Below are 20,818 nucleotides of genomic sequence, written 5' to 3' on the forward strand. Positions count from 1 at the left end.
TCCAGGCCTCCACAAAGCAAGGAGAGATAATTTAAGAAGGAGTTAGATTTTTCAGGTATCTCAAAAGAGCGGGGTGATTCTCGAGCACCAGGTCAGAGTGCTGCAGCTTTTCAGGTCCCAGCGTACTCGGAACAGCCACGCAGTAAAGCCCTGCTGCTTTTGCTGCCTCCACTCCCATGGGGGCATTTTCGATAACGATGCACTCTTCCTTTTCGAACCCCAGCATCTCCACTGCTTTCAGGTAAGGGTCCGGGGCGGGTTTTCCGTTCTCGACATCAATCCCGGCAACTGTAACCTCGAATATACCGGGGAAAAAGTGCTCGATCATCTTTTCAACGATCTTGCGGTCGGAACCTGAGACCAGGGCAAGAGTGAAGTTCTTTTTCAGGTCCTGCAGCACGTCAACAATGCCTTCAAAGGGCTTTATCCGCTCGAAATCAAGAATAGTCCTCTTTTTCAGGGGGATTTCTTCCAGGTGATGGGGTTCGGGAATTTTCCCCTCCTTTTTGAAGATGGACCTGACAATCCCCCACCCGTTCGAGCCCTCGATCTCGTAAATGTCCTCCCGTTTAATGGTAATGCCCACATCCCGGAAGGCTGCGATCCAGGCATCGGCGTGGAACTGCATGGAATCCACAAGGACGCCGTCAACATCAAAAATGATTGCTTTGAACATCTGTCCCGGAAATTGTCGTAATCTATAATAAAGGTTGCGAAAATACCAATCGAAGAGAATAACTATATAGATAAGAGAGAGGCCCAGGTTTCGAGCCCTCCGGATCCAAAAAGCTTCAGGGAACTCCCATAAAAAGTCATTTCAGGTACCTGTCGTACAGGTAGCCACCCAGCCAGTAACCCAGAAGAGAAAAAAGCAGGGTTCCGGGCACAAAGATAGGAGAATCACCCCCTCTAAAGCGGAAAAGCAGGTTGAAAATAACCAGGTAAAGGATAAAAAATACGAGAAAACCAGCCAGTTCCACCTGGGTTTTTTCGATTTCCAGATTAACTCACGCCCCCTATAAAGGTTTTGCACTTCAAGCTCTCGCTTGCAGGCACTCCCCTCAGCTTCCATTTCACCTTCAGCTTTCAGCCTTTTCTTCTTCTTTTTCTTCTTCTGCCCCTTTAAAATCCAGGGACACGGAATTTATACAGTAGCGTTTCCCTGTAGGTTTCGGCCCGTCGTCAAAGACATGCCCCAGATGCCCTCCGCAGCGGGAACAGACAACCTCGACCCTGTGCATGAAATAGCTATTATCTTCCAGAAGCCGGACCCGGTCGCTGGAAATCACGTCCAGGAAACTTGGCCAACCAGTCCCGGACTCGAACTTGGAATCAGAGGAAAAAAGCTCCTGCCCGCAGGCGGAACAGGTGTAAACCCCTTTATTCTTGTTATAGTACAGTTTTCCTTTGAAGGGCCTTTCAGTACCCTTTTTCCTCAGGACATGATACTGCTCGGGAGTGAGAACTTTCTTCCACTCATCATCCGATTTCTCGGTTGTTTCCTGTAACACTCAATGACCCCCAGGTCTTGTTATTTCAAATAATATTCAGCATACATTATATGAATTCCTTATGTTCAGCTTAGTTATATCCAACTTATAATTATATTCAGCATCATATATAGAGGATGTTCCTCCCATTCCTCTTCATATCCAGCTTTCATTATATCCAGCTTTCATCATATCCAGCTTTCATTATATCCAGCTTTCATTATATCCAGCTTTCATTATATCCAGCTTTCATTATATTCGGCATCTTTTGTACACGGCTTTCCTTATACCTGATTATCCCGGGAATTGTTATTATCCCTTCGGGTATGGCAAATTGCCTCCCCTTCCTGAGAATAAAAAAATTGGCAGACTATAAAATTATAAACAACAATATATAATTTATATCATAAATAATAGTTCCAGAACCAGCAACTTCAACCCGGGGATCCATGGAAAAAAATCAGAAGGAAAGAAAAGACCACAGCATGATAATAGCCCTCATGATTATGCTGTTTATTGCGGCAGGGTTCATACTTATCATTCGTATGCGAATCAATCTGGGGAACCTTGCCCTTCCCTTCTACCTCGTTGCAACCGGGATGTTCCTCTTTGCCTCGGCTCTGGAAATGGAAGGGGGGATGGGGGAAGTCATTGCCGCTATGAGCGGAATACCCACCATACTGGGCTTGATCCTGCTCTACCAGTTCAGAACAGGAAACTGGGAAAGCTGGGCTTACGTCTGGCCTTTAATCTTTCCTGCGGGGGCAGGTCTGGGACAGATTTGTTACGGAAATTTGAAAGCAAACCGGGAGGCTATCGAGCGGGGGAAAATCCTGGCTCAGGTAGGCTTTGGCATGTCTCTTCTAGGGCTGGTTTTATACGGACTCATTTTCAGTTGAAAATTCAGAGGTTTTGTGTCCCTTCGCACCCTGCTATTTAAGGTTCAAAAGTCAAATAAGTTATAGATAAAAAATTCAAAGTAAACAGTGCTATGGCTATTTCCCTTCTATCGCACTCCCCGGTTCAAATTTCCGGGGACTCAGGGCAATGAAAGAGACCATTAAAAGGGATCATTAAAAGGAGCCACTGAAGGGGACCACTGAAAGGAGACAGAACTGTGAGTGGAAACGAAATGGGGCTGAAAAAGATGTTTGAGAAGAAAGGAAAAGAAGGGCTCGAAAAGAAGGGAAATGTAAGGAGGGAAGAGATAACAATCAAGAAGAGCGGAAAAAAACCTTCAGGAATTTCTTTCCTGCTACCGGGAATTCTGATCCTGATACTTGCCGCAGTGATAGCTGGAAGCGGGTGTGCGGCTTATGAATGCGAACCGGGATCAGGAAACGTGGAAGAGGAAAACCGAAACGTTGAACCTTATCACAGCGTGGATTCCCAGGTATCAGGAGACATTTTCGTAAAGCAGGACGGTGGAAGCAGCCTTGTGATCGAAGCCGAAGACAACCTCCTCCCCCTCCTGGAGACCAGCGTTGAAAACGGGGTCCTGGTAATCAGGGCAAAAAAGTGCATCCGTCCCCTGAAGCCCATTAAGGTCTATGCAGGGATGGAAGAAGTCAGAAGCCTTTCCCTCAGTGGTTCGGGGGATATAACAGGAACTACGCCGATAGATTCCGAAAACCTGGAACTTGCAATCATAGGTTCGGGAGATATAGAAATGGAAGTAAACGCAAGTTCCCTGAAGAGCCAGGTTTCCGGTTCAGGAGACTTCCTCCTAGAAGGCGATGCCGCCACACATGAAATCGAAATCGACGGGTCGGGAGACGTGGATGCCCTCGGGCTCAGGACTGAAGTGACCAGAGTCAGGATATACGGGTCGGGAGATGCAAAGGTTTACACGGACAGGGAGATGGATGTTGAGATCGCCGGTAGCGGGAGTGTGTATTACTGGGGAGAGCCGGAAAAATTCAACACTCAGGTTTCAGGCAGCGGCAAAATCGAAAAAATAGATGATAGGGAATAAACCCGTCGATATTTGCCGGGATCAGGGCCTGCTTAAATTAGAGTTCGCCTGAACAAAAGTTCAGCGAATTAAAGATTGGATAAATTAAAGTGCATCTGGATTAGAGGCAGAGTGAATTAGAGGCAAAATGAATTAGAGGCAAAATGAATTAGAGGCAAAATGAATTAGAGGCAAAATGAATTAGAGGCAAAATGAATTAGAGGCAGAATGAATTAGAGGCAGAATGAATTAGAGTTCAGGGTGAATTAGAGGCAGGGTGGATTAGAGTTCAGCGAGACTAAAGATCGGAAGATCAGGATCTGGCTGGATTTCACTCATAGCGCAGAGAGTCTACGGGTTTCATCTTTGCGGCTTTTCTTGCGGGATAAACCCCTGAGACAAAACCTACGACTACAGCCACGAGGAAACCAGCTATTATCAGGCTGAAGGGGAAAACTACTGGCAGGTTCAGGAGGGTTTCAACACTGTATGCACCCACGATGCCCACCGCAGCTCCTATGATGCCTCCGAAAACACCCAGGAGGATCGACTCAACCATGAAGAGGGACAGGATGTCAAAGCCAGTAAAGCCCAGGGACATGAGGATTCCGATTTCCCGGGTCCGCTCGGTCACGCTTACGAGCATGATGTTCATTATCCCTATGGAGCCGACCAGAAGAGAGATCAGGGCAACAGCTGTCAGGAAAGAACTGAGGGATTTTGACATCATGTCGGTCTGCTCCAGGATTTCTGCCTGGTCGATGATGAAGTAGGGGCGTGAGTCCTTATCCTCAATATCCCTTTCCGAAATCCCGAAGTTCCGGGCCAGGCGCTCGTCCACCTCGTCCGAGGTCTCTTCAATGGTTGCAAGGTCCTCGGCCATGGCAAAGATCCCACCGTAGTCCGTTTCTCCCAGCATTTCGTTCATTGCGTCAACGGGGATTATTACCGCATCGTTGTCGTTGAAACCCTGGACAAGCGCACTGTCCGGGTTCTCGATAATTCCCTTTACCTTGAAAGTTTTAGTGATTGTCTTCCCTTCCCCTACCCTGAAAGTAATGTCAATGGAATTCCTGACCCTGATGTCCCGGTCAAATTTTTCGTGCGCCACGTCGTAGCCCACGATTGCCACGTACATGTCGTTGTCGGAGAGAAAATTCCCTGTCCTGAGGTGTGTGCCTGCAACCTCATCATATTCCTCCGAGACCCCATAAACCGGAACGTTTTTTGCCTGAGACATGAAACCGATCACCCCCGACTGCTGCTTGAGCACCGAAACTTCCTCGATCCCGGGCGTGTTTTCAATAATCTGCCTCTCATTTTCATAAAACAGGTTCGGTTCCATACCCTCGATATAAATGAAGTTGGACCCGATAGTAGAGACCTCGTCCGTAAAATACTGGTTAAAGCTTCCTCCAAGAGATACGTTTGCAATCACTGCTGCAACGCCAATAACGATTCCAAGCACTGTAAGGGCCGAGCGCATTTTGGAATGAGAAATGCTGCGGAGGGCAATTTTTCCGGCACGGGAAAGAGGGATCATTGAATCAGAACTCCGTTTTTAGTATCTTTACAATTAGGTTGGGACAGCATAAGCAAGCTAAATAACAAAGTGGGATGACACAATAAATTGGGGTAATATAATAAAGTAGAGTAATATAATAAAGCATGAGTTAAAACAAAGTCAACTCTTTTAACGAAGTCGATTGCTTTCCTCAGATTTCCATAATTGACTTCCATAGTATACATCGCATATATATTAAAATTGTCTCGAAATTGTCCACCTGGAAAAACTGAACCATAATTCCTGACTAATAATTTCCAGACAACAGTTTCCAGACCATATTTTCCAGATAACAGTTCCTCATCAGACATTGAAAGCCACGACGTAAAATCCAGCCGGAAAAGACATCAACATCACAGTACATAAAAAAAGAAGGATTTCGTCGAAAAAATATGTTTTTATAAAAATAACTTGGAAAACATGAATACATATAGGCAAGTTTAAATAATTCAATCTCTAAAAGGGAAGCTATGAATAATAGCGCGGAAGTTGACCATATACAAAAGGATCCGCTTTTTTATTCGTCAGCTGTGTCAATAATTTTGTTTTTACTGATGCTTATCTGTTTTTTCGCAGGGATAAAAGCCGCACAGATCCTTTCTGCTCTCTTTATGATATCCTTGATATTTTCATACAAAATATCCGGAACAGGTGCCCGTTCTACGAAAGTGCTTATACCCGGAGAGAAATAGGACCGAAAAATCCCAGAAACCCCAAAAACATCCTGATACACTAAAAAAATATACAATTAGCTGTAAGATAATTACGGATGAGCTATAAAGCACCCCTTCCTCGCCACAAAGACCCTCTTTTTTACACAGGCCTGATCTCAGCCGTTACTTTCATGCTCATGGTTCTCAGCCCAATTATGGTCAGCAGGCTCGATAAGGGTTTGGAAGCCACAGCAATCCTTTCCACCCTTTTCATGATCTCCCTTTCCCTTACCATTTTCCTCCGCCGGCACAGGTGCCCGGCCTGCGGGAGGCTTTTTACGAAAAAGTACCTGGGAATAGAAAGCCGTGAGTTTCTAACCTCGTCCTTCGGCAGTCCAGAAGAAAACATTGGATACGTTCACTCCGAAGGCGACCGGAAAAACACAACTGGAAGCGTGGAATACAACGCATCCGAAAGGGTTGAAATCCGGAAGCATGCTTTCCAGTGCAAGGAATGCCAGTACAGGTGGACTGTTGAGGAGGAGAAGGAATTTTGAAGGAAGAGTAAACAGGAGAAATCATCACAATAAGGGACCAAAAAAGATACTGAATCCACACCTAAGTAAGTCGAAAAAAAGAATAGTTATGATGTGTGAGGAATCCAAAATCCCCCTTAATATCCGCCCCGAAACTCCCTCCGACTACCCCGGCATAAGCGAAGTTAACGACCTCGCTTTCTGGCAGCCTGCTGAAGGAAAGCTTGTAGAAAAGCTCAGGCAAAACCCGAAGTTCGTCCCCGAACTTTCCCTTGTAGCCGAAATTGACGGTAAAATCGTGGGTCACATACTCTTTTTACCGGTTGTCGTCAAATCCGGGGCAGGAAACGAAGAATACGAGGAATACAAGGAATACGAAACTATTTCCCTTGCCCCGGTATCTGTCAGACCAGAGTTCCAGAAGCAGGGCATCGGAAGCAGGCTCATAAAAGAAGGGCTGGAAACCTGCAAAAAGCTTGGGTACGGTTCAGTAATTGTCCTCGGGCATCCGGAGTATTATTCGAGTTTCGGGTTTGAGCCGGCTAGCAAATGGGGAATCAAAGATCCTTTCGGGGCACCTGAGGAAGCTTTCATGGCGTTGGAATTGAAGGAAGGGGCGCTTGAAGGGATAAGCGGGGTTGTGGAGTATCCTGAAGAGTTCAGTGACGTATGACCTGCGAGTTTAAAATCTGAAAAAAGGAAAAAAATCTGAAAGAAAAAAAATCTGAAAAGAAGAAAAAAGTTAGAGTTTTTTCCCGATTTCTTTTGCATTTTCGAGCACATCAGGCTGATGGAGGATATCATCGAGGTCTATTGTTCCGGAAGCCCAGATGCTTTCCTGAACATCGAAACCCAGGTAACTGAAGAGCCCTTCCATGTACTTGAAGTACTGGTTGAAGTTGTTCGGGTTAGGGTTCCCGTAGGTGTAGGCGAGGACGAGTTTTGTATTTAGTTTTATAAGCGGGGCAAATTCGGGCTTTGCACAGGGCTGCCAGCAGGTCAGAGCTATCAAGCGGTCGACAAATGCTTTTGTCTGGGTTGTGATTTCCCACATATAGATAGGAGAACCTATAACCAGGGCATCGGAGGAACAGACTTCCTCGTAGAGTTCCTGCATATCGTCGTCAATAACGCATTTTCCATCAGCCCTGCAGGACATGCAGCCACTGCAGGCTTTCAGGTCCATTTTAGCAAGGTGGTAGACTTTTGTCTCTGCCCCGTTTTCGGCGGCACCTTCAAGAACAGCATTCACGAGGGTGGCGGTGTTTCCATTACCACGCGGACTTCCCATCAATCCGAGTACTTTCATCTGACTATCCTTCCCTGGAATATAGCAGTCTATCCTGGAAATTCAACTTTTTATTTTGAAGAATTATGAGCAGGAAGCTAGTTAAGTGTTCTTCTCAGGAAAAGTAGCCGGAAAAATTGCCAGAACCCTCGAAACTAAAAAAGAATGGAAAGGGGTGAAAAAAAGCAAGAAAAAAATTTGAAAAAAAAATAGTGGGAGACGGAATTCCCACGGCTACCATAAAGATAGAATTATATTTCTTAAATATTACGGCTAAATGGGTTGCTTTACGGGTTTACAGGTTCTTGCCCATTTCCTTTGCTCTGGCAAGGACGGCTTCCTGTGCGAGGATATCATCTTTTTCGCGGGTCCCGGCTGCAACGATGCTGCCCTGGACGTCGAACTGCATGAAGGAGAAAAGGCCTTCCATGTAATCGAAGTACGGTTTGAAGGTGGTCGCATCAGGGTTTCCCTGGGTGTAGGCAAGGACGAACTTCTTTGGCATGTTAAGGCGAGTTGAGAAGTCCGGTTTGATGAAGGCGACGAGGCGGTCCACGAAAAGTTTGGTCTGGGCGGTGATTTCCCACATGTAGAGAGGGGACCCGAGCACAATTGCATCAGCCGCCTGGACTTCATCATAGAGTTCCTGCATATCGTCGTCAATTACGCACTTTCCCTCGATTTTGCAGGTCATGCAGCCCTTGCAAGGGTTGATGTCAAGTTTGGAGAGGTTATAGGTTTTTGTCTCGGCACCGTTTTCCACAGCACCTTCCAGAATTGCATTTACAAGCTTTTCCGTATTAGCCCCTTCGCGAGGGCTTCCGACTAATCCTAAGACTTTCATCCGTATTATTCTCCTGATATATGAACCGATTTATAAACCGGATTGAAAACTGCATTAAAGAAATGAAGCAGACAGTAATAAAATATTCCCCAGAAAACAGGGAAATTTCTCTGGAAAGAAAAAGGGACGACAAAAAAAGCTAATAAGAAAGAAAATAGAAAAGGAAAAGGAAAAAGAGGAAGGAAAAATCGTTTTTGGAAAACAAATTACTTTACACTCAGGCGTTCTGGGCACCGAGGTTGGCTGCCGCAAAAGCCACTGTCAGGGAAGGAACCAGTTTTCTCCCACCCTCTCTTGCCCTTTTCAGCACTTCTGGCCTGTTTGAAATTTTGGATCTGTCAGTGCCTGCCGCAACGACCGTATCCAGGACATCAAATCCGAGGAAATAGAGAAGCCCTGCTGTATATTCAAAGTAAGAACAGAAAGCATCCCTGTTGGAGTTGCCCTGGGTAAAGGCAAGAATAAGCTTTTTCCCTTCAATCCGGCTTGAAAAGTCCGGCCTTAGAAAGGCCATCAGGCGGTCAACAAAGATTTTGGTCTGGCCGCTCATCTGCCACATATAGACAGGAGAACCCAGGACCACCGCATCAGAAGTGCGGATTTCCTCGTAAAGAATTTGCATGTCGTCTTCAATTGCACATTTACCGCTCTCCTGGCACCTGCAGCAAGAATCACAGCCTTTTATGTCCAGAGCTGCCAGGTTGTACATCTTTGTCTCTGCACCATATTCTGCGGCTCCGGCAAGAATTTCGTTCACAAGCCTTGCAGTATTTCCGTCAACGTTAGGACTACCTACCAATCCGATAACCTTAATGTTAAACCCCCCTTCAGTAAGCAAACAGTACAAATAATGTAACAATTGCTACATAAACAAATGGTGAAAAAAGTATAAGTAATCACCCAGCATAAAAATAATAAAACAGTTGGGCAGTGGTTAAGCCACTGATACCTTTTTGAAGAAAAAGAGAAAAGAAATAAAGAAAAAAGGAAATATGGAAAACCGCGTCGAAGCTTTAAAAACTGAGCGGATTATTTAGCCCTCATTTTTCTGATGATCAGGACAGCCCCGAGTAATGCTACAGGGGCAAGAGCTCCCCAGATGGGTGTAGTCTGTGCATCGGAACTTTCAGAACTTGCCTTTGCCTCAGCTTCAATGACGTCTCCATCTTCCGCTTCCAGTCCATTATCAACATTTTCTTCAGATTCAGGCTCATCTGGATCTTCGACCGAGGATTCGGAAACATCCTTAGCGGATTTCACAACTGCAGCACCTTGATTATCTCCATCATCGGAACCGTCGGAATCATCGGAAGATTCAGAAGGTTGAGAAACCGAACCCTGGACATCCAATTCAACTATCGAGCCAGGGGAATCTTTTTTTGCGATAGCAGCTGCCTCGCTTTCCGGGATATCCAGATCGGCTGCGTTTCCATCAATGTAGAACTCCACTTCCCCGACATTCTCATAATCATCAGTGGCGAGGTTCAGATTGAGAACATATTCCCCTTCGTTTTCAACAGTACTCTTTGCAATCAATTTACCATCATAATAAGCCTGGATCTCAGAACCAGCCACAACAGGTTCCCCATTTACATTCAGTTCACCTTTCAGGATAAGCGGCAGTTCCGGCAGACTCTCGGTTTCCTCAGGCCCCTCGGGATCTGCAGCCAGCCCAACCACCGCACATGCTAGCAGCATCATCAGGCTTACGGAAAGTATTCCGAACTTTCGATATTTGATTAACATAAATTCCCCCCAACTCCTGTTAGTATCATAAATTACCATGGAACAGCAACATTCATTCACAGACATATTCACAGACATATTCACAGACATATTCACAGACATATTCACAGACATATTCACAGACATCCTGCTTCGCTCCGGCTGTGGCCGCAAGTCTGCAGTTCGCATTCCCATTTAAAAGGCCCACTACTATGTTCAAGCTCCCTTTCGCATGAAAAAGACCTCGTTTTTGGTCCTGCCGACAAATCCAGGAAACCGGAAATCGTAAACAATTACTTACCGGTAAAGCAGCGAAGATGCAAAGGACCTGCAGTTTAGGTATTAGATAGACATTATATATATCTAATATTTTTAAATATATTAATTATCAAATAAAACCTTAGAGAATGTTGAAACGCTATGTTAAAGCGTAAAGGCATTCGACCTTCTAATTCCTGATACGATTCCTGATACAGGCATCATACACCCCAAAAATAAAAGGTAAAGGGTCAACCTCCCCCTGACAGAACAGGCACCCTATACCTATCTCAAGGATCGAGTTTATCTCAGCGTTTCTGTCGATTTCTTATTTCACATTCATATCGAACTTGTTTACCACACTTGCTTATTTCACGTTCTTATTTTACTTTCCTACGGCACTTGCTTTTTCATGCACATCTCGGGTTACCATCCCACTGCATACAGGGTAGTGTTCTCAGTTGCAAGGATCCAGTAGCCCTCGTAAGGTTCCATCAAGAAGATGTCCGTACCCACATATTTGTCATCGGAAGCTCCGATTTCACCTTCGTAGCCGTTTCTTCCGATGTAAGCGTATGTGAGAGTTGCCTGGTTCAATGGCCCAACTACCTCAAAGTAGGAATCATTAATAATCTCCAGGGTAAATTCGGCAGATAGGGACTCGGTGGAATCCGTAAACCCGATGGCGTTCCAGCCTTCGTAGATCGGGATGCTGGCACCGGGAACACCGGGAATCGGGTCTTCGACCCTTGCAAGTTTGTCAAGAGGGATCATCCCGAAATCAAGCGCATAGACCATATACCCCTTCAAAGGCTCCAGTTCTTCCACGTCCAGCCAGATTTCAGACGCTGCATCGTAATAGATTATGCTCTCATATTCCACATCAGCAAACAGGAAATCAACACTTGAATTATTGAGAACGTAAGGCACCGAGATGAAGTTCCAGCCAGGGGAGAGCATAATGCCCTTGGCATCCGAATCAAAGACCTTTATGTACTGTTCCTTTGTAATGGACTCTGTAGCTGTCGTGTTGCCGTCCTCGATAATGTTGATGGTTGCCGTTACGTCATAAATCCCTGGCGTTTCGTAGACATGAGTTACGTTCATCTCCGTTGAATTGGAGCCGTCTCCAAACTCCCAGAGCCCTTCAACGGTCATGTTCACCGGATCAAAGTCAGGACCAAGGTCCACAATGGGAGTGAAATTGACACTCAGGGGTGCAACGCCAGCCCTGGGTTCGCCGGCGAAATCAAGCTTCGGGTACCCTTCTACCGGGGAAGGTTCCCCTTCAAAGACCTCAATGTAAGCCTCTTTTGTGAGAGACATGTTCAGGGTTTCGTTATCTTCCGCATAGAAGAGGGTCAGGGTCACGTTATATATCCCGGGATCCTCGTAAGTATATGCCCCTGTGGTCTCTGTTGAAGTGAAATTGTTTCCGTCCCCGAACTCCCAGAAGCGTGTTACATTCGCGGTTTCAGGATCAAAATCAGGCCCGAAATCCGAAAGGTCTGTGAAATTAACGTTTAACGGTGCATCTCCAGAAAGCGGGTCAGCAGTGAAATTGACAACAGGATAGTCATCATCTACGAGCGCGGCAAGGACTTCAATATAATCTTCCTTTGTAGCAGACCCGTTAGCCACTTCCGTCCCATTCTCGGCAACGGTCACGTTGAGGGCCACGGTATAGAGACCTTCGTCCTCATAGGTATGAGAAACGTCGGCAAAATCTTCCCCCTCTTCAGTATTATTATCCCCGAAATCCCATAGATATGAAATATTCATGGTTTCAGAGTCAAAATCAGGCCCGAAATCCGAAAGGTCCGTGAAAGTAACATTTAACGATGCATTTCCCGAAAGTGGCTCGGCAGTGAAATTGACAACCGGATAGCCATCATCTACGGGCGCGGCAAGGACTTCGATATACTCGTCCTTGAGAACTGACCCATTAGCTATTTCCGTCCCATTCTCGGTAATGGTCACGTTGAGGGCCACAGTATAGAGACCTTCGTCCTCATATACATGAGAAACTTCGGCAAACTCTTCTCCCTCTTCGGTCTGGTTATCCCCGAAATCCCATAAAAATGAAACATCCATAACATCCGGGTCAAAATCGGGTCCATAATCAGTTTCATCCGTGAAAGTAACATTTAGCGGTGCATTTCCTGAAATAGGTTCTGCTTCAAAATTAGGAATGATTGGTTCCTCAAGCTGCGCTACGGCACTACCTGAAAGCATCAGTGCTAAAAGTAGAGCTAACGACGAATAAAGAATATTAGTTGCTTTTATGGATATACCCCCTTTAAATCGCTTCTGCGATAGAATTCCCACCAAAATATATTCCCAAGAATTCCATCTTAAAAATTGTATAAAGGCGATTATATAGATTTCGTTTTAATAAATTGTATATAAAAAATAATTATATAATACGTATGGAAAAAAAAGATGCCAGAAAACTATATAAACAAAACACAAAAGCTCCAGTAAAAGAGGGAAAAAAGGAAGAAGGCAAAAAGAGAACGGGGGAAGTGAAAAAGATATAAAAAGAGTTCGGATAAAAAACATAAAAAACGTACATGAAATCTTTCGAATAAAAGACTCAAACAAACGAAAGTACTTTTACGTCACATTACTTTCATGTTAAAGAGAAAAAGAAAAACAGAAAAGAAGTTGATTAGAAAAAGAAAAACTGGATAAAAAAGAAAAAGGAAAAGAAAAGAAGGAAAAAAGTTTAAAAGGAATTGAGATTCAATTCCTGCTTCAACATGTTTCCTGCTTCAACATGTTTCCTGCTTCAAGCTCTGTTTTTCACATCCTGCTCTTTTTCAGGAGAGCGAGGGCTCCCAGACCTGCAAGAAGCCCGGAAACTATCCCGAAGCCAGGCACCCCGGTTCCAGGTTTCTCATCGGGTTCCTCTGCTACTTTCGGGAGGTCCTTATAGGTTTCATAGCTGGAGATTGTAACTCCAAGGAAAGCAGGGTCTCCGGAATAATATTCCGCCAGGGATGCAAAACTTTCCTGTACGGCCATCTTATCTTCGAACCCGTCTTCAGCCCTGATTTCTATAATTCCCTTTGAACCTGCGCCCCTGATTTCACCCATCTGCAGGGCAACGGCATCCACTATGAGAGAAGCTTCATTCAGGTCTCCGTCACCTCTGCCATAAGCCCGGACCACAAAGAAATCAACCATGGGCGCAATATCCTCAATAGTGGAAGCGTTATAGAGGGGCGGGAGGCTTGCGGAGAGAGTTAGATTCGCTCCGGCACCCTCACGGGTAGCCTCAATAATGCTTGCGTAATCCAGGCAGCCCTCATTGGAAGTCGGGGCAGAGGACGGTTCCATATAGATGTTGATCCCGTCAAAAGCGGCAAGGGATTTACTGTTGTAGTCAAGGACCTCATCTATCGCCTCGCTGGAAGTGTTCAGGTCCCAGGCTCCGGTACATCCCGTATCTTCCAGAAGCACCGCATGCACCTCAAACCCTTCTTCGTGAGCAGATTTAACGAAACGCTCGTACTGCCAGACGTCTGTGGAGTCAACACTGAGGAAAATCGTGTCGATTCCGGAACTTTCAAGATCCCTTACGAGAGCAGGGAAGTGGGGGGAATAGGGAGAAGACAGCCGGATTCCGGAGATTCCCACACTGTATTCCGGGAAGGAAACTACAGGAACAGCTTCTACCTCTGCTTCTTCGATCTCTTCTTCAGTTTCTTCACTTACGTTTTCAGGCTCCGAAACATCTTCAATAGGAACTTCCACCTCTTCAACAGGAACTTCCACAGCCTCAGGTTCGGAGACCTCTTCAACAGGAGCTGCCTCTTCGGCAGGAGCCGGGGTAACCTGCACGGAAGGTTCTTCCGGCCCGACAAACTTGCGGATAAAAACATAGTCCACAGCCATATACCCGGTGGTTTCCGAAGCATCCGGGTAAGAAGCCGCATAAAGATAGATGTGCATAGGGAGGTTTGTGACAAACTCGGAGGAAGTATAATCCATTCTGGTATCCCGGACGCCGTCCTTAAACCAGGCAACGCTGCGGTTATCATCATCTTCCTCGTACCAGGCAATCTCCGAGATATACCAGTCCCCTTCCAAGGCCCGGACGTTGGTCAGGTCAAAAGAACGGAACCGCTCTTTCCGGGCAGTCAGTTCCCAGCGCACCCGGGTCTCGTTGGCAAGTTCGGTCTCATGCTTGATCTCGTTTCTTGCGTTGTCGATCTGGTCAATAAAACCCTGCCGCAGGACAGGCCCTCTTTCATCGTCCCCTGTGGTCACCTTCATCCGCTTTGCCACGAATGCCGTGTTGATATCAAAACTGTCTCTGGAATAGATCAGGACGAAGTCACTTACGTGAACTTTCGGAGCAACGAGTTTACAGCTCCCACCCTGGACATCAACAAATCCGCCTCCGGAATTTTCGTATTTCCAGTCAATGCTTCGGAGGCTGGACCCCGAAAAATCGTCAAAAAATAGGAACGTATCCGCCCCGTTGCTCTCGGCCCTTGCTTCGGGATATCCATACTTCATCAGGATCTTCCGGTTCCCATTTGCAGGCAGGAATGGAACCTTGACCCAGACTGTGGCTTCCCCGCCTTTCGGATCCCAGGTTTCGACCCAGTAGTCAAGCCCGGTACTTCCAAGCAGGAAGCGAAGATCCGACCCGTCGGCATTTGCCTTCGAGAAATCGAAATTTGAAGAATCCAGGCGGACAGGCACCTGATAACTGGTCAGGTCTTTTCCGGCATTTTCCGTTACAACTATCTCCTGTGAATAACTCCACTTGTCATCCGTTTCAGCCAGGGCACAACCCGTTATGAAAACTCCCAGGAGGAGCACAGATATGATTCTGCATGCGATCGATCTAACCCTCATTTTTAGCAGCCTCTCTTCAATTCAGAACTGAAAAAGCAATAATGATTGGAACTTAAAAGACTGAATTTATTTACTTAATTTAAAGCAATAATGATTGGAACTTAACAGATTGAATTTATTTACTCAACATGAAGCAATAATGATTGGAACTTAACAGGCCATATTTATTTACCCAATGACAGTAAAGCTTTTTCATTACCACTTATAAAAAATAAAAAAACACTGCCACTTGTTGCAATAAAAAAGAAAATGGGGCTTAAAAACGAAGAAGCGGGCCGGAAAAGCAAAACTCAATAAAAGGATATAGCCCCAAAAATCGAAATTATAATAAGCAATCATCGCAATTCGAATCCCTATGTCACTCCTATCCAGCAACGAACTGAGAAAACTGATGCAGGCAAACCCACCTCTGCTTGAAAACACCGTCGATCCCGAAACCCAGCTCCAGCCAAACGGGCTTGAAATGACCCTTAAGGAAGTGAGAACAATCGAAGGGGCAGGAGCTGTGGACTTTGACAACTCCGAAAGAGAACTTCCCGGAGGCAGTCCCCTGGAATTTGATACGGAGGGCTGGGTCCATCTGCCCGAAGGGATATATAAAGTCCTTTTTAATGAAATCGTAAACATCCCCAGAAATCTTGCCGCAATCGCAAAGCCAAGGTCCACCCTGATCCGCTGCGGAGCCACCCTTGAAACCGCGGTCTGGGACGCTGGGTACCGGGGCCGAAGCGAGTCAATGCTGGTAGTCTACAACCTTGCAGGGTTCAGGCTGAAGAAAGACGCCCGTATCATGCAACTGCTTTTCTATACCCTGGACAGCGAAGTGGAAGAAGGGTATTCCGGAATTTACCAGAACGAAAACACAAAACAATGATTGTAGAAAAGTCCCGGTTTCAAAACCCTGCTCCGAATACCCATTATCTATAAAGCAAGCCGAACACTACAAAAAATACACTGATAAAATATATATTAGCGAAAAACTATAGGACATTCCATGAGCACAATCGGTAAATCCGTAAGGATGGAACGCATTTTCGACCGGAACACAGGAAACGCCATTGTCATCCCCATGGATCACGGAGTAGGGGCAGGCCCCATCAAAGGGATCGAAAACCTTCAGGAAACGGTCAACAAGGTAGCTGAAGGGGGGGCAAATGCCGTGCTCGGGCACATGGGCCTTCCCAAATACGGGCACAGAGGATACGGGCATGATGTAGGACTTATCATCCACCTTTCAGCCTCGACCTCCCTTGCAATGGACCCGAACCACAAAGTGCTGGTAACGACCGTGGAAGAGGCGATCAAGGTAGGAGCTGACGCAGTCTCGGTACATATCAATATCGGGGCGGAAGATGAGTTTGAGATGCTCCAGGGACTCGGGCAAGTTGCAAGGAAATGCGACGAATGGGGAATGCCCCTACTGGCAATGATGTACCCGAGAGGAAAGAAAGTCCGCTCGGAATATGATGTTGATGTCGTAAAACATGCCGCAAGGATAGGAGCCGAACTCGGAGCAGACATCGTCAAGACTAACTACACCGGAGATCCGGAAACTTTCAGGGAAGTCGTAAAGGGCTGCCCTGTGCCAGTGATCATTGCGGGAGGCCCTAAAGTCAACTCCGACAGAGAACTCTTTGAAATGATCGAAGGCTCCCTGGAGGCCGGAGGACGGGGAGTTGCTATAGGGAGAAACGTTTTCCAGGCAGAAGACCCCACAAGCCTCATCAGGAGAATCGCAAAACTCGTCCATGGTGGGATGAGCGCGGAAGAAGTTATTGAAGCAGATAAAAAAGCCTGAAGCAAATAAGGGGAACGGGGGGCCGTAGGAGCCCCCTGGGAAAAAGGGAAACATAAGTATCTGAAGAATCAAACGAATCTGAGGAGTCAGGCGGATCTAAAATCGGATTTATCATGATTATTCCAGTGGAAATTGAGGGGTTGCGGTTTTTAAGAAACTGTGTTCTGTAAATATGATAAGAAAAACAACTTATGAGCCTTGATCAGAAATTTGGTTAAGTTTCAGAATTATAAAAACGTACTGCATTCAAACCTTTGGAGCACAAGTTTCCCTTATACCCTCCAAGAACTCGATTTTTAAACTAATTTTTGATTTTTGTATTCCCAGGATTGTGATCCGTAAAGTCACGTAGATTCATCAGACTAAAAAACTCCAATGGAAACTGGGGGGTGTAGACCCCTAAACAGGTAAAACATTTGCCAAACCCGCAAGCTCAGACATTACAACAACATTGACTACTAAAAGGAATTCGGGTATATACGCCTCAAGTCAAATAGCTCCAGACACATAATCTCCAGTAGAAGTAAGGAGCTTATATATATAAACGCAAAAATGCAAAAAGATTAAACTGAACCCCCTACCTGGAAGAATTCAGGACAATGTAAAGCAACCCCCCACTAACCCGAAAATCCCGAATACAAAAACAAAACAGGAAGAGAAGCCCAAGCCATCAAAAAACAAAAATACCAAAGACAAGGCATGAAGAATATAGATAAGAGAATAAAACAAATAGAAATCGAAAAAGTACTAGCATAGAAATAATTAAACCATAAAAAATTTCCAGTAGAAATAAGGGGGATGGTATTCCCCGGAATTTTCAATAATGTGGCCCAGGCAATCCCGGCAAAAAACAGCACTATAAGCAGGCAATCAAAAAAAAGAACCATCAAAAGGCCTTCTAAAGAAAGCCACGACCAGAAAAGAAGTTCCCAAAATTGAAGCTCATGCAGGCGAACCTCAATTTTCTTTTAAGAATGGGACCTTAAAAAGAAAAAAGTCCTCTTGAGGGAGCGGAGCGACCGAAAAGGACCGCACACTGTTGCGATTTCATCGCAACTAAAAGAAAAATCAAAGATTTTTCTGATGCCGAGCCGCAACTCGGCTGGCGCAACTAGACTGGGTAAACCAGGTAGGTAAACCAGGTAGGTAAACCAGGTAGGTAAACCAGGTAGGCAAACCAGGCAGGTAAACCAGGTAGGCAAACCAAGTAGGTAAACCAGGCAGGTAAACCAGGCAGGTAAACCAGGTAAGGCAACCAGACATTCAGAGGTCTACAAAAGGTACGAGGTCGCAGCCCGTACACCTTAGACACATGGTTTTTGCAAGTCCCGAGTTCAACCCGTATTTTACGAGTATGGCTTTTTCCATTTTTGCAAGTTTCAAGAGGCGTTCCCGGGAAGGCCGCTCTGCAAAACAGGCCCCTGCCCTGAGGGGATGGGGATTTATAGGGCGAAGGATTGGGATTACTCCCAGTTTTGCGAGGGTTTCAACCCCGTCCCTGACAGCTGAATCACTCTCCCCTAGTCCGATAATAAAGTTGCTGAAAACCCGGTTTTTCCCGAAAATCCCCACAGCCTCTTCGAGTTTTTTCAGGATGTAGGCAAGGGAGAGGTCTCCGCAAACCTGTTTGAAAATACCCGGATCCATTGTTTCCACATTATACTTGACCTCGGATACCCCTGCCTCGTAAAATTGCTTGGAGCACCCTTCGGTGGGGTAGACCGAAACTCCGATCGGCACATTATACTTTTTGAGAGCAGGAAGCAATTTGAGGACGCGGTCCACTTCCCCCTGCACAGAATTTTCAACCCCCGAAGTAAGGGAAATAGCCTTCAGGTTTCCTGTCCTGAAAACATCGTCCACAATATCCAGGACTTCCTTATTACTCTTGACATGGCCCTGGAGTTTGGGCACGGGACAGTATTTGCAGTCGAAAATACAACGCTCGCAAAGGGTAATAAACGCCTGTTCCGGGCAGTGGGCAAGGGCAGGCTCAAGGGTTCCCCGAACCAGTTCTTCCCCTTCCATAAAAAGGGAAAAAGTCCCGTCTTCCCCTACATTTTCAATGGAAAGGGGAGAATCCTTATTGATACTGAGCCGGACTCTCCGTTTCCCTGACCTGAAGAAAACCGAACTTGTCCCGGCACCCGGACCGGCTGTGGACCCGAGAGCAAAGGGAACAAGGGAAGGATCTATGGAAACGGAACCAATAGAGATCAGGAAAGCTTTTAGTTCTGCAGTCATGAGCTTATTTTGCATGCAAATGATCCTCAAAGTGCTTGTAATTCGTACTTTCACAGATTAATCCGTACTTTCTCAGTTTTCCATTTCTATGCAAGGAAGTATATAATTTTTGTCAATTATATAATAGTAACTGTTGGGAAGCCATCTCCTGTTGTATCCTGAAATTGAATTGTCGGACAGTCTCTGAAGGTAGAGGTATTCGTGACAACTCTTATTTTTTTATTTTTAGCTTTGAATATTCATCCTTATTCTTTTAAAAATTATTGCCAGATTCCGATACACCCGTATGAAAACAGGTGAGGATTCACATAACGTTCCAGGAAAAAAAAGAGCGCCCACATTTAGGAAGTTCATACTGAAAAAAACAGTATCAAGGAGAGTCATAAATATGGGTATGGACATCAATGATAGTTAGGTATTATTATAATAGTCTTATCATTAAGATAATAAGACAACGTTAGAAAGATGCAATAATATTAGAATATTGCATTAAAAATATAGGAATGGAATAACTAAAGAGGATAAAAATAACATTATGTGTTACATATAATTACAAAAGTAATATATAGGATGTATACATAGTACATCTTGCGTTCTCATCCCTCACAACCCCGCTAACTAAATATTACTCCACAAGGGACAAAAATAGGGACATTAGGGACAAAAACACACAGGGATAAGTGAACATACAAGACAAAAAGCAAAAGACGCGCAGCACAAAGAGTCCAATACCTTTGTATCTCTTCCCAGAATAAAAAGACTCATTAAACGCCGTTCGAAGCTTCCAGGTTTTCTTGGATGGGAATGCAAACTTTTCTTTTTTTCAGAACTAAACCAGAATATTTTCTATAATAACTGAATAATGATTTTATAACGGAGCCTAATCTTATCATAAGATCTGCAGAAATTATGATTTCTTATTGAAGAAATTATGATTTCTTATTGAAGAAATTATGATTTCTTATTGAAGAAATTATGAATTCTTATTTATTACTGCAGAGAAATAATAAGTTATATCTATCACCTCTCCCAGAATACCTGTGCATGGAAACTGATGAGAAATTTGAGGCAGAAAAAATTGCAGAAACAATAGTCAGCTGGTATAATGCAATCAAAGTGGATCTTGAAGACAGGGAAAATTTTATGATACTTTTGAAAGTTGCCATCACTAACCCAACATTCCACATGGAGATTTCCGAAGAGGCCGGAAAACTCAATTATGAAAAACTTGAAGATTTTATCCGGGGGGACATAGAAGGAATAGAACAGTTAATGAAAGACAAAAGCAAGTATTTCAACAAAGCTCTCCACGGGGAAGTAACTAAGTTCAAAAGCTACCTTGGTGAATATATTGAATCAATATCTAAAGGGGAAACTGCAGAGTTTGAGGAGAAGGAACAAAAAATCCGAAGCGTTGCAGAAGAATACTCCGCAATCATCGATGAACTTTCCGCGGAATAAGCAAAGAATCATTTTTCAAACAAACTTTCCGGAATGAAAAGCCCTTCAGCCTGGGAACAAGCCTGAAAAAGGGATATCAGGATGCAAGAAGCCTGAAAAAACAAAATACGTATAAAATGGCCTCAAAATAA

General features: G+C 45.0%; 19 protein-coding genes. 7 read left to right on the forward strand and 12 right to left on the reverse strand.

From position 1 onward, the window contains the following. Window positions 1-31: 31 nt before the first annotated feature. The 3 genes from MSMTP_RS16035 to msrB form a co-directional block, all read right to left on the reverse strand. Window positions 32-676: an HAD family phosphatase gene (locus MSMTP_RS16035; protein WP_048181516.1), complete on the reverse strand. Its 645-nt coding sequence runs from the start codon at window positions 674-676 to the stop codon at window positions 32-34. A 136-nt stretch (window positions 677-812) separates the two neighbouring features. Next, a complete protein-coding gene (locus MSMTP_RS16040; protein ID WP_231582826.1) occupies window positions 813-980 on the reverse strand; it encodes a hypothetical protein in 168 nt (55 codons plus the stop codon). 99 nt (window positions 981-1,079) lie between these two features. Continuing rightward, complete coding sequence (gene msrB, locus MSMTP_RS16045) at window positions 1,080-1,511, reverse strand: peptide-methionine (R)-S-oxide reductase MsrB (RefSeq protein ID WP_048181521.1); 432 nt, start codon at window positions 1,509-1,511, stop codon at window positions 1,080-1,082. Between the two features lie 428 nt (window positions 1,512-1,939). Between msrB and MSMTP_RS16050 the strand changes: the two genes are divergently transcribed. Next, the gene (locus tag MSMTP_RS16050) at window positions 1,940-2,389 is read left to right on the forward strand and encodes a hypothetical protein (RefSeq protein ID WP_048181523.1); all 450 of its coding nucleotides are present in this window, start codon (window positions 1,940-1,942) and stop codon (window positions 2,387-2,389) included. Window positions 2,390-2,607: 218 nt separating this feature from the next. Further along, window positions 2,608-3,465 carry a head GIN domain-containing protein gene (locus tag MSMTP_RS18170; protein WP_052718435.1) on the forward strand — a complete coding sequence of 286 codons (858 nt, stop codon included), beginning with the start codon at window positions 2,608-2,610 and terminating at the stop codon, window positions 3,463-3,465. 310 nt (window positions 3,466-3,775) lie between these two features. Here the strand turns inward: MSMTP_RS18170 and MSMTP_RS16060 are convergent, their stop codons facing one another. Then, complete coding sequence (locus tag MSMTP_RS16060) at window positions 3,776-4,987, reverse strand: ABC transporter permease (protein ID WP_048181526.1); 1,212 nt, start codon at window positions 4,985-4,987, stop codon at window positions 3,776-3,778. A 790-nt stretch (window positions 4,988-5,777) separates the two neighbouring features. Between MSMTP_RS16060 and MSMTP_RS16070 the strand changes: the two genes are divergently transcribed. Both MSMTP_RS16070 and MSMTP_RS16075 read left to right on the forward strand, forming a co-directional pair. Beyond that, entirely contained in the window at window positions 5,778-6,218 is a 441-nt protein-coding gene (locus MSMTP_RS16070; RefSeq protein WP_048181531.1) for a hypothetical protein, read from the forward strand. Between the two features lie 88 nt (window positions 6,219-6,306). Beyond that, complete coding sequence (locus MSMTP_RS16075; RefSeq protein WP_197076106.1) at window positions 6,307-6,870, forward strand: GNAT family N-acetyltransferase; 564 nt, start codon at window positions 6,307-6,309, stop codon at window positions 6,868-6,870. 69 nt (window positions 6,871-6,939) lie between these two features. Here MSMTP_RS16075 and MSMTP_RS16080 read toward each other — a convergent pair whose 3' ends face one another. The 7 genes from MSMTP_RS16080 to MSMTP_RS16105 form a co-directional block, all read right to left on the reverse strand. Then, window positions 6,940-7,506 (reverse strand): flavodoxin family protein, encoded by a 567-nt coding sequence (locus MSMTP_RS16080; protein ID WP_048181535.1) that lies wholly within the window; start codon window positions 7,504-7,506, stop codon window positions 6,940-6,942. Between the two features lie 274 nt (window positions 7,507-7,780). Further along, window positions 7,781-8,329 (reverse strand): flavodoxin family protein, encoded by a 549-nt coding sequence (locus MSMTP_RS16085; protein WP_048181539.1) that lies wholly within the window; start codon window positions 8,327-8,329, stop codon window positions 7,781-7,783. Window positions 8,330-8,546: 217 nt separating this feature from the next. After that, window positions 8,547-9,188 carry a flavodoxin family protein gene (locus MSMTP_RS16090; RefSeq protein WP_369799605.1) on the reverse strand — a complete coding sequence of 214 codons (642 nt, stop codon included), beginning with the start codon at window positions 9,186-9,188 and terminating at the stop codon, window positions 8,547-8,549. A gap of 170 nt (window positions 9,189-9,358) precedes the next feature. Continuing rightward, window positions 9,359-10,075: a hypothetical protein gene (locus MSMTP_RS16095; RefSeq protein ID WP_048181542.1), complete on the reverse strand. Its 717-nt coding sequence runs from the start codon at window positions 10,073-10,075 to the stop codon at window positions 9,359-9,361. A 52-nt stretch (window positions 10,076-10,127) separates the two neighbouring features. After that, window positions 10,128-10,274 carry a hypothetical protein gene (locus MSMTP_RS19510; RefSeq protein ID WP_156153875.1) on the reverse strand — a complete coding sequence of 49 codons (147 nt, stop codon included), beginning with the start codon at window positions 10,272-10,274 and terminating at the stop codon, window positions 10,128-10,130. A gap of 464 nt (window positions 10,275-10,738) precedes the next feature. After that, window positions 10,739-12,547: a PKD domain-containing protein gene (locus MSMTP_RS16100; RefSeq protein ID WP_048181544.1), complete on the reverse strand. Its 1,809-nt coding sequence runs from the start codon at window positions 12,545-12,547 to the stop codon at window positions 10,739-10,741. A gap of 570 nt (window positions 12,548-13,117) precedes the next feature. Next, window positions 13,118-15,184 carry a DUF2341 domain-containing protein gene (locus MSMTP_RS16105; RefSeq protein ID WP_048181548.1) on the reverse strand — a complete coding sequence of 689 codons (2,067 nt, stop codon included), beginning with the start codon at window positions 15,182-15,184 and terminating at the stop codon, window positions 13,118-13,120. Window positions 15,185-15,539: 355 nt separating this feature from the next. Here MSMTP_RS16105 and MSMTP_RS16110 point away from each other — a divergent pair, with 355 nt between their 5' ends. Then, on the forward strand, window positions 15,540-16,058 hold the full coding sequence (locus MSMTP_RS16110; RefSeq protein ID WP_048181551.1) for a deoxyuridine 5'-triphosphate nucleotidohydrolase: 519 nt from the start codon (window positions 15,540-15,542) through the stop codon (window positions 16,056-16,058). A gap of 120 nt (window positions 16,059-16,178) precedes the next feature. After that, window positions 16,179-16,982: a 2-amino-3,7-dideoxy-D-threo-hept-6-ulosonate synthase gene (locus tag MSMTP_RS16115; RefSeq protein ID WP_048181555.1), complete on the forward strand. Its 804-nt coding sequence runs from the start codon at window positions 16,179-16,181 to the stop codon at window positions 16,980-16,982. A 1,263-nt stretch (window positions 16,983-18,245) separates the two neighbouring features. On the opposite strand, the gene MSMTP_RS16120 is transcribed toward MSMTP_RS16115, so the two are convergent. Next, window positions 18,246-19,241: a radical SAM protein gene (locus tag MSMTP_RS16120; RefSeq protein ID WP_048181557.1), complete on the reverse strand. Its 996-nt coding sequence runs from the start codon at window positions 19,239-19,241 to the stop codon at window positions 18,246-18,248. A gap of 1,029 nt (window positions 19,242-20,270) precedes the next feature. On the opposite strand from MSMTP_RS16120, the gene MSMTP_RS16125 reads away from it, so the two are divergent. Further along, on the forward strand, window positions 20,271-20,687 hold the full coding sequence (locus tag MSMTP_RS16125) for a hypothetical protein (RefSeq protein ID WP_048181560.1): 417 nt from the start codon (window positions 20,271-20,273) through the stop codon (window positions 20,685-20,687). Window positions 20,688-20,818: the final 131 nt, after the last annotated feature.

It is taken from the genome of Methanosarcina sp. MTP4 (assembly GCF_000970045.1).
Taxonomy (GTDB): Archaea; Halobacteriota; Methanosarcinia; order Methanosarcinales; family Methanosarcinaceae; genus MTP4.

Coding starts and splice junctions, on each gene's coding strand:
- MSMTP_RS16035 (WP_048181516.1), bottom strand. CDS start 676: ATGTTCAAAGCAATCATTTTTGATGTTGACGGCGTCCTTGTGGATTCC.
- MSMTP_RS16050 (WP_048181523.1), top strand. CDS start 1,940: ATGGAAAAAAATCAGAAGGAAAGAAAAGACCACAGCATGATAATAGCC.
- MSMTP_RS16060 (WP_048181526.1), bottom strand. CDS start 4,987: ATGATCCCTCTTTCCCGTGCCGGAAAAATTGCCCTCCGCAGCATTTCT.
- MSMTP_RS16070 (WP_048181531.1), top strand. CDS start 5,778: ATGAGCTATAAAGCACCCCTTCCTCGCCACAAAGACCCTCTTTTTTAC.
- MSMTP_RS16075 (WP_197076106.1), top strand. CDS start 6,307: ATGATGTGTGAGGAATCCAAAATCCCCCTTAATATCCGCCCCGAAACT.
- MSMTP_RS16080 (WP_048181535.1), bottom strand. CDS start 7,506: ATGAAAGTACTCGGATTGATGGGAAGTCCGCGTGGTAATGGAAACACC.
- MSMTP_RS16085 (WP_048181539.1), bottom strand. CDS start 8,329: ATGAAAGTCTTAGGATTAGTCGGAAGCCCTCGCGAAGGGGCTAATACG.
- MSMTP_RS16095 (WP_048181542.1), bottom strand. CDS start 10,075: ATGTTAATCAAATATCGAAAGTTCGGAATACTTTCCGTAAGCCTGATG.
- MSMTP_RS16100 (WP_048181544.1), bottom strand. CDS start 12,547: ATGCTTTCAGGTAGTGCCGTAGCGCAGCTTGAGGAACCAATCATTCCT.
- MSMTP_RS16105 (WP_048181548.1), bottom strand. CDS start 15,184: ATGAGGGTTAGATCGATCGCATGCAGAATCATATCTGTGCTCCTCCTG.
- MSMTP_RS16110 (WP_048181551.1), top strand. CDS start 15,540: ATGTCACTCCTATCCAGCAACGAACTGAGAAAACTGATGCAGGCAAAC.
- MSMTP_RS16115 (WP_048181555.1), top strand. CDS start 16,179: ATGAGCACAATCGGTAAATCCGTAAGGATGGAACGCATTTTCGACCGG.
- MSMTP_RS16120 (WP_048181557.1), bottom strand. CDS start 19,241: ATGCAAAATAAGCTCATGACTGCAGAACTAAAAGCTTTCCTGATCTCT.
- MSMTP_RS16125 (WP_048181560.1), top strand. CDS start 20,271: ATGGAAACTGATGAGAAATTTGAGGCAGAAAAAATTGCAGAAACAATA.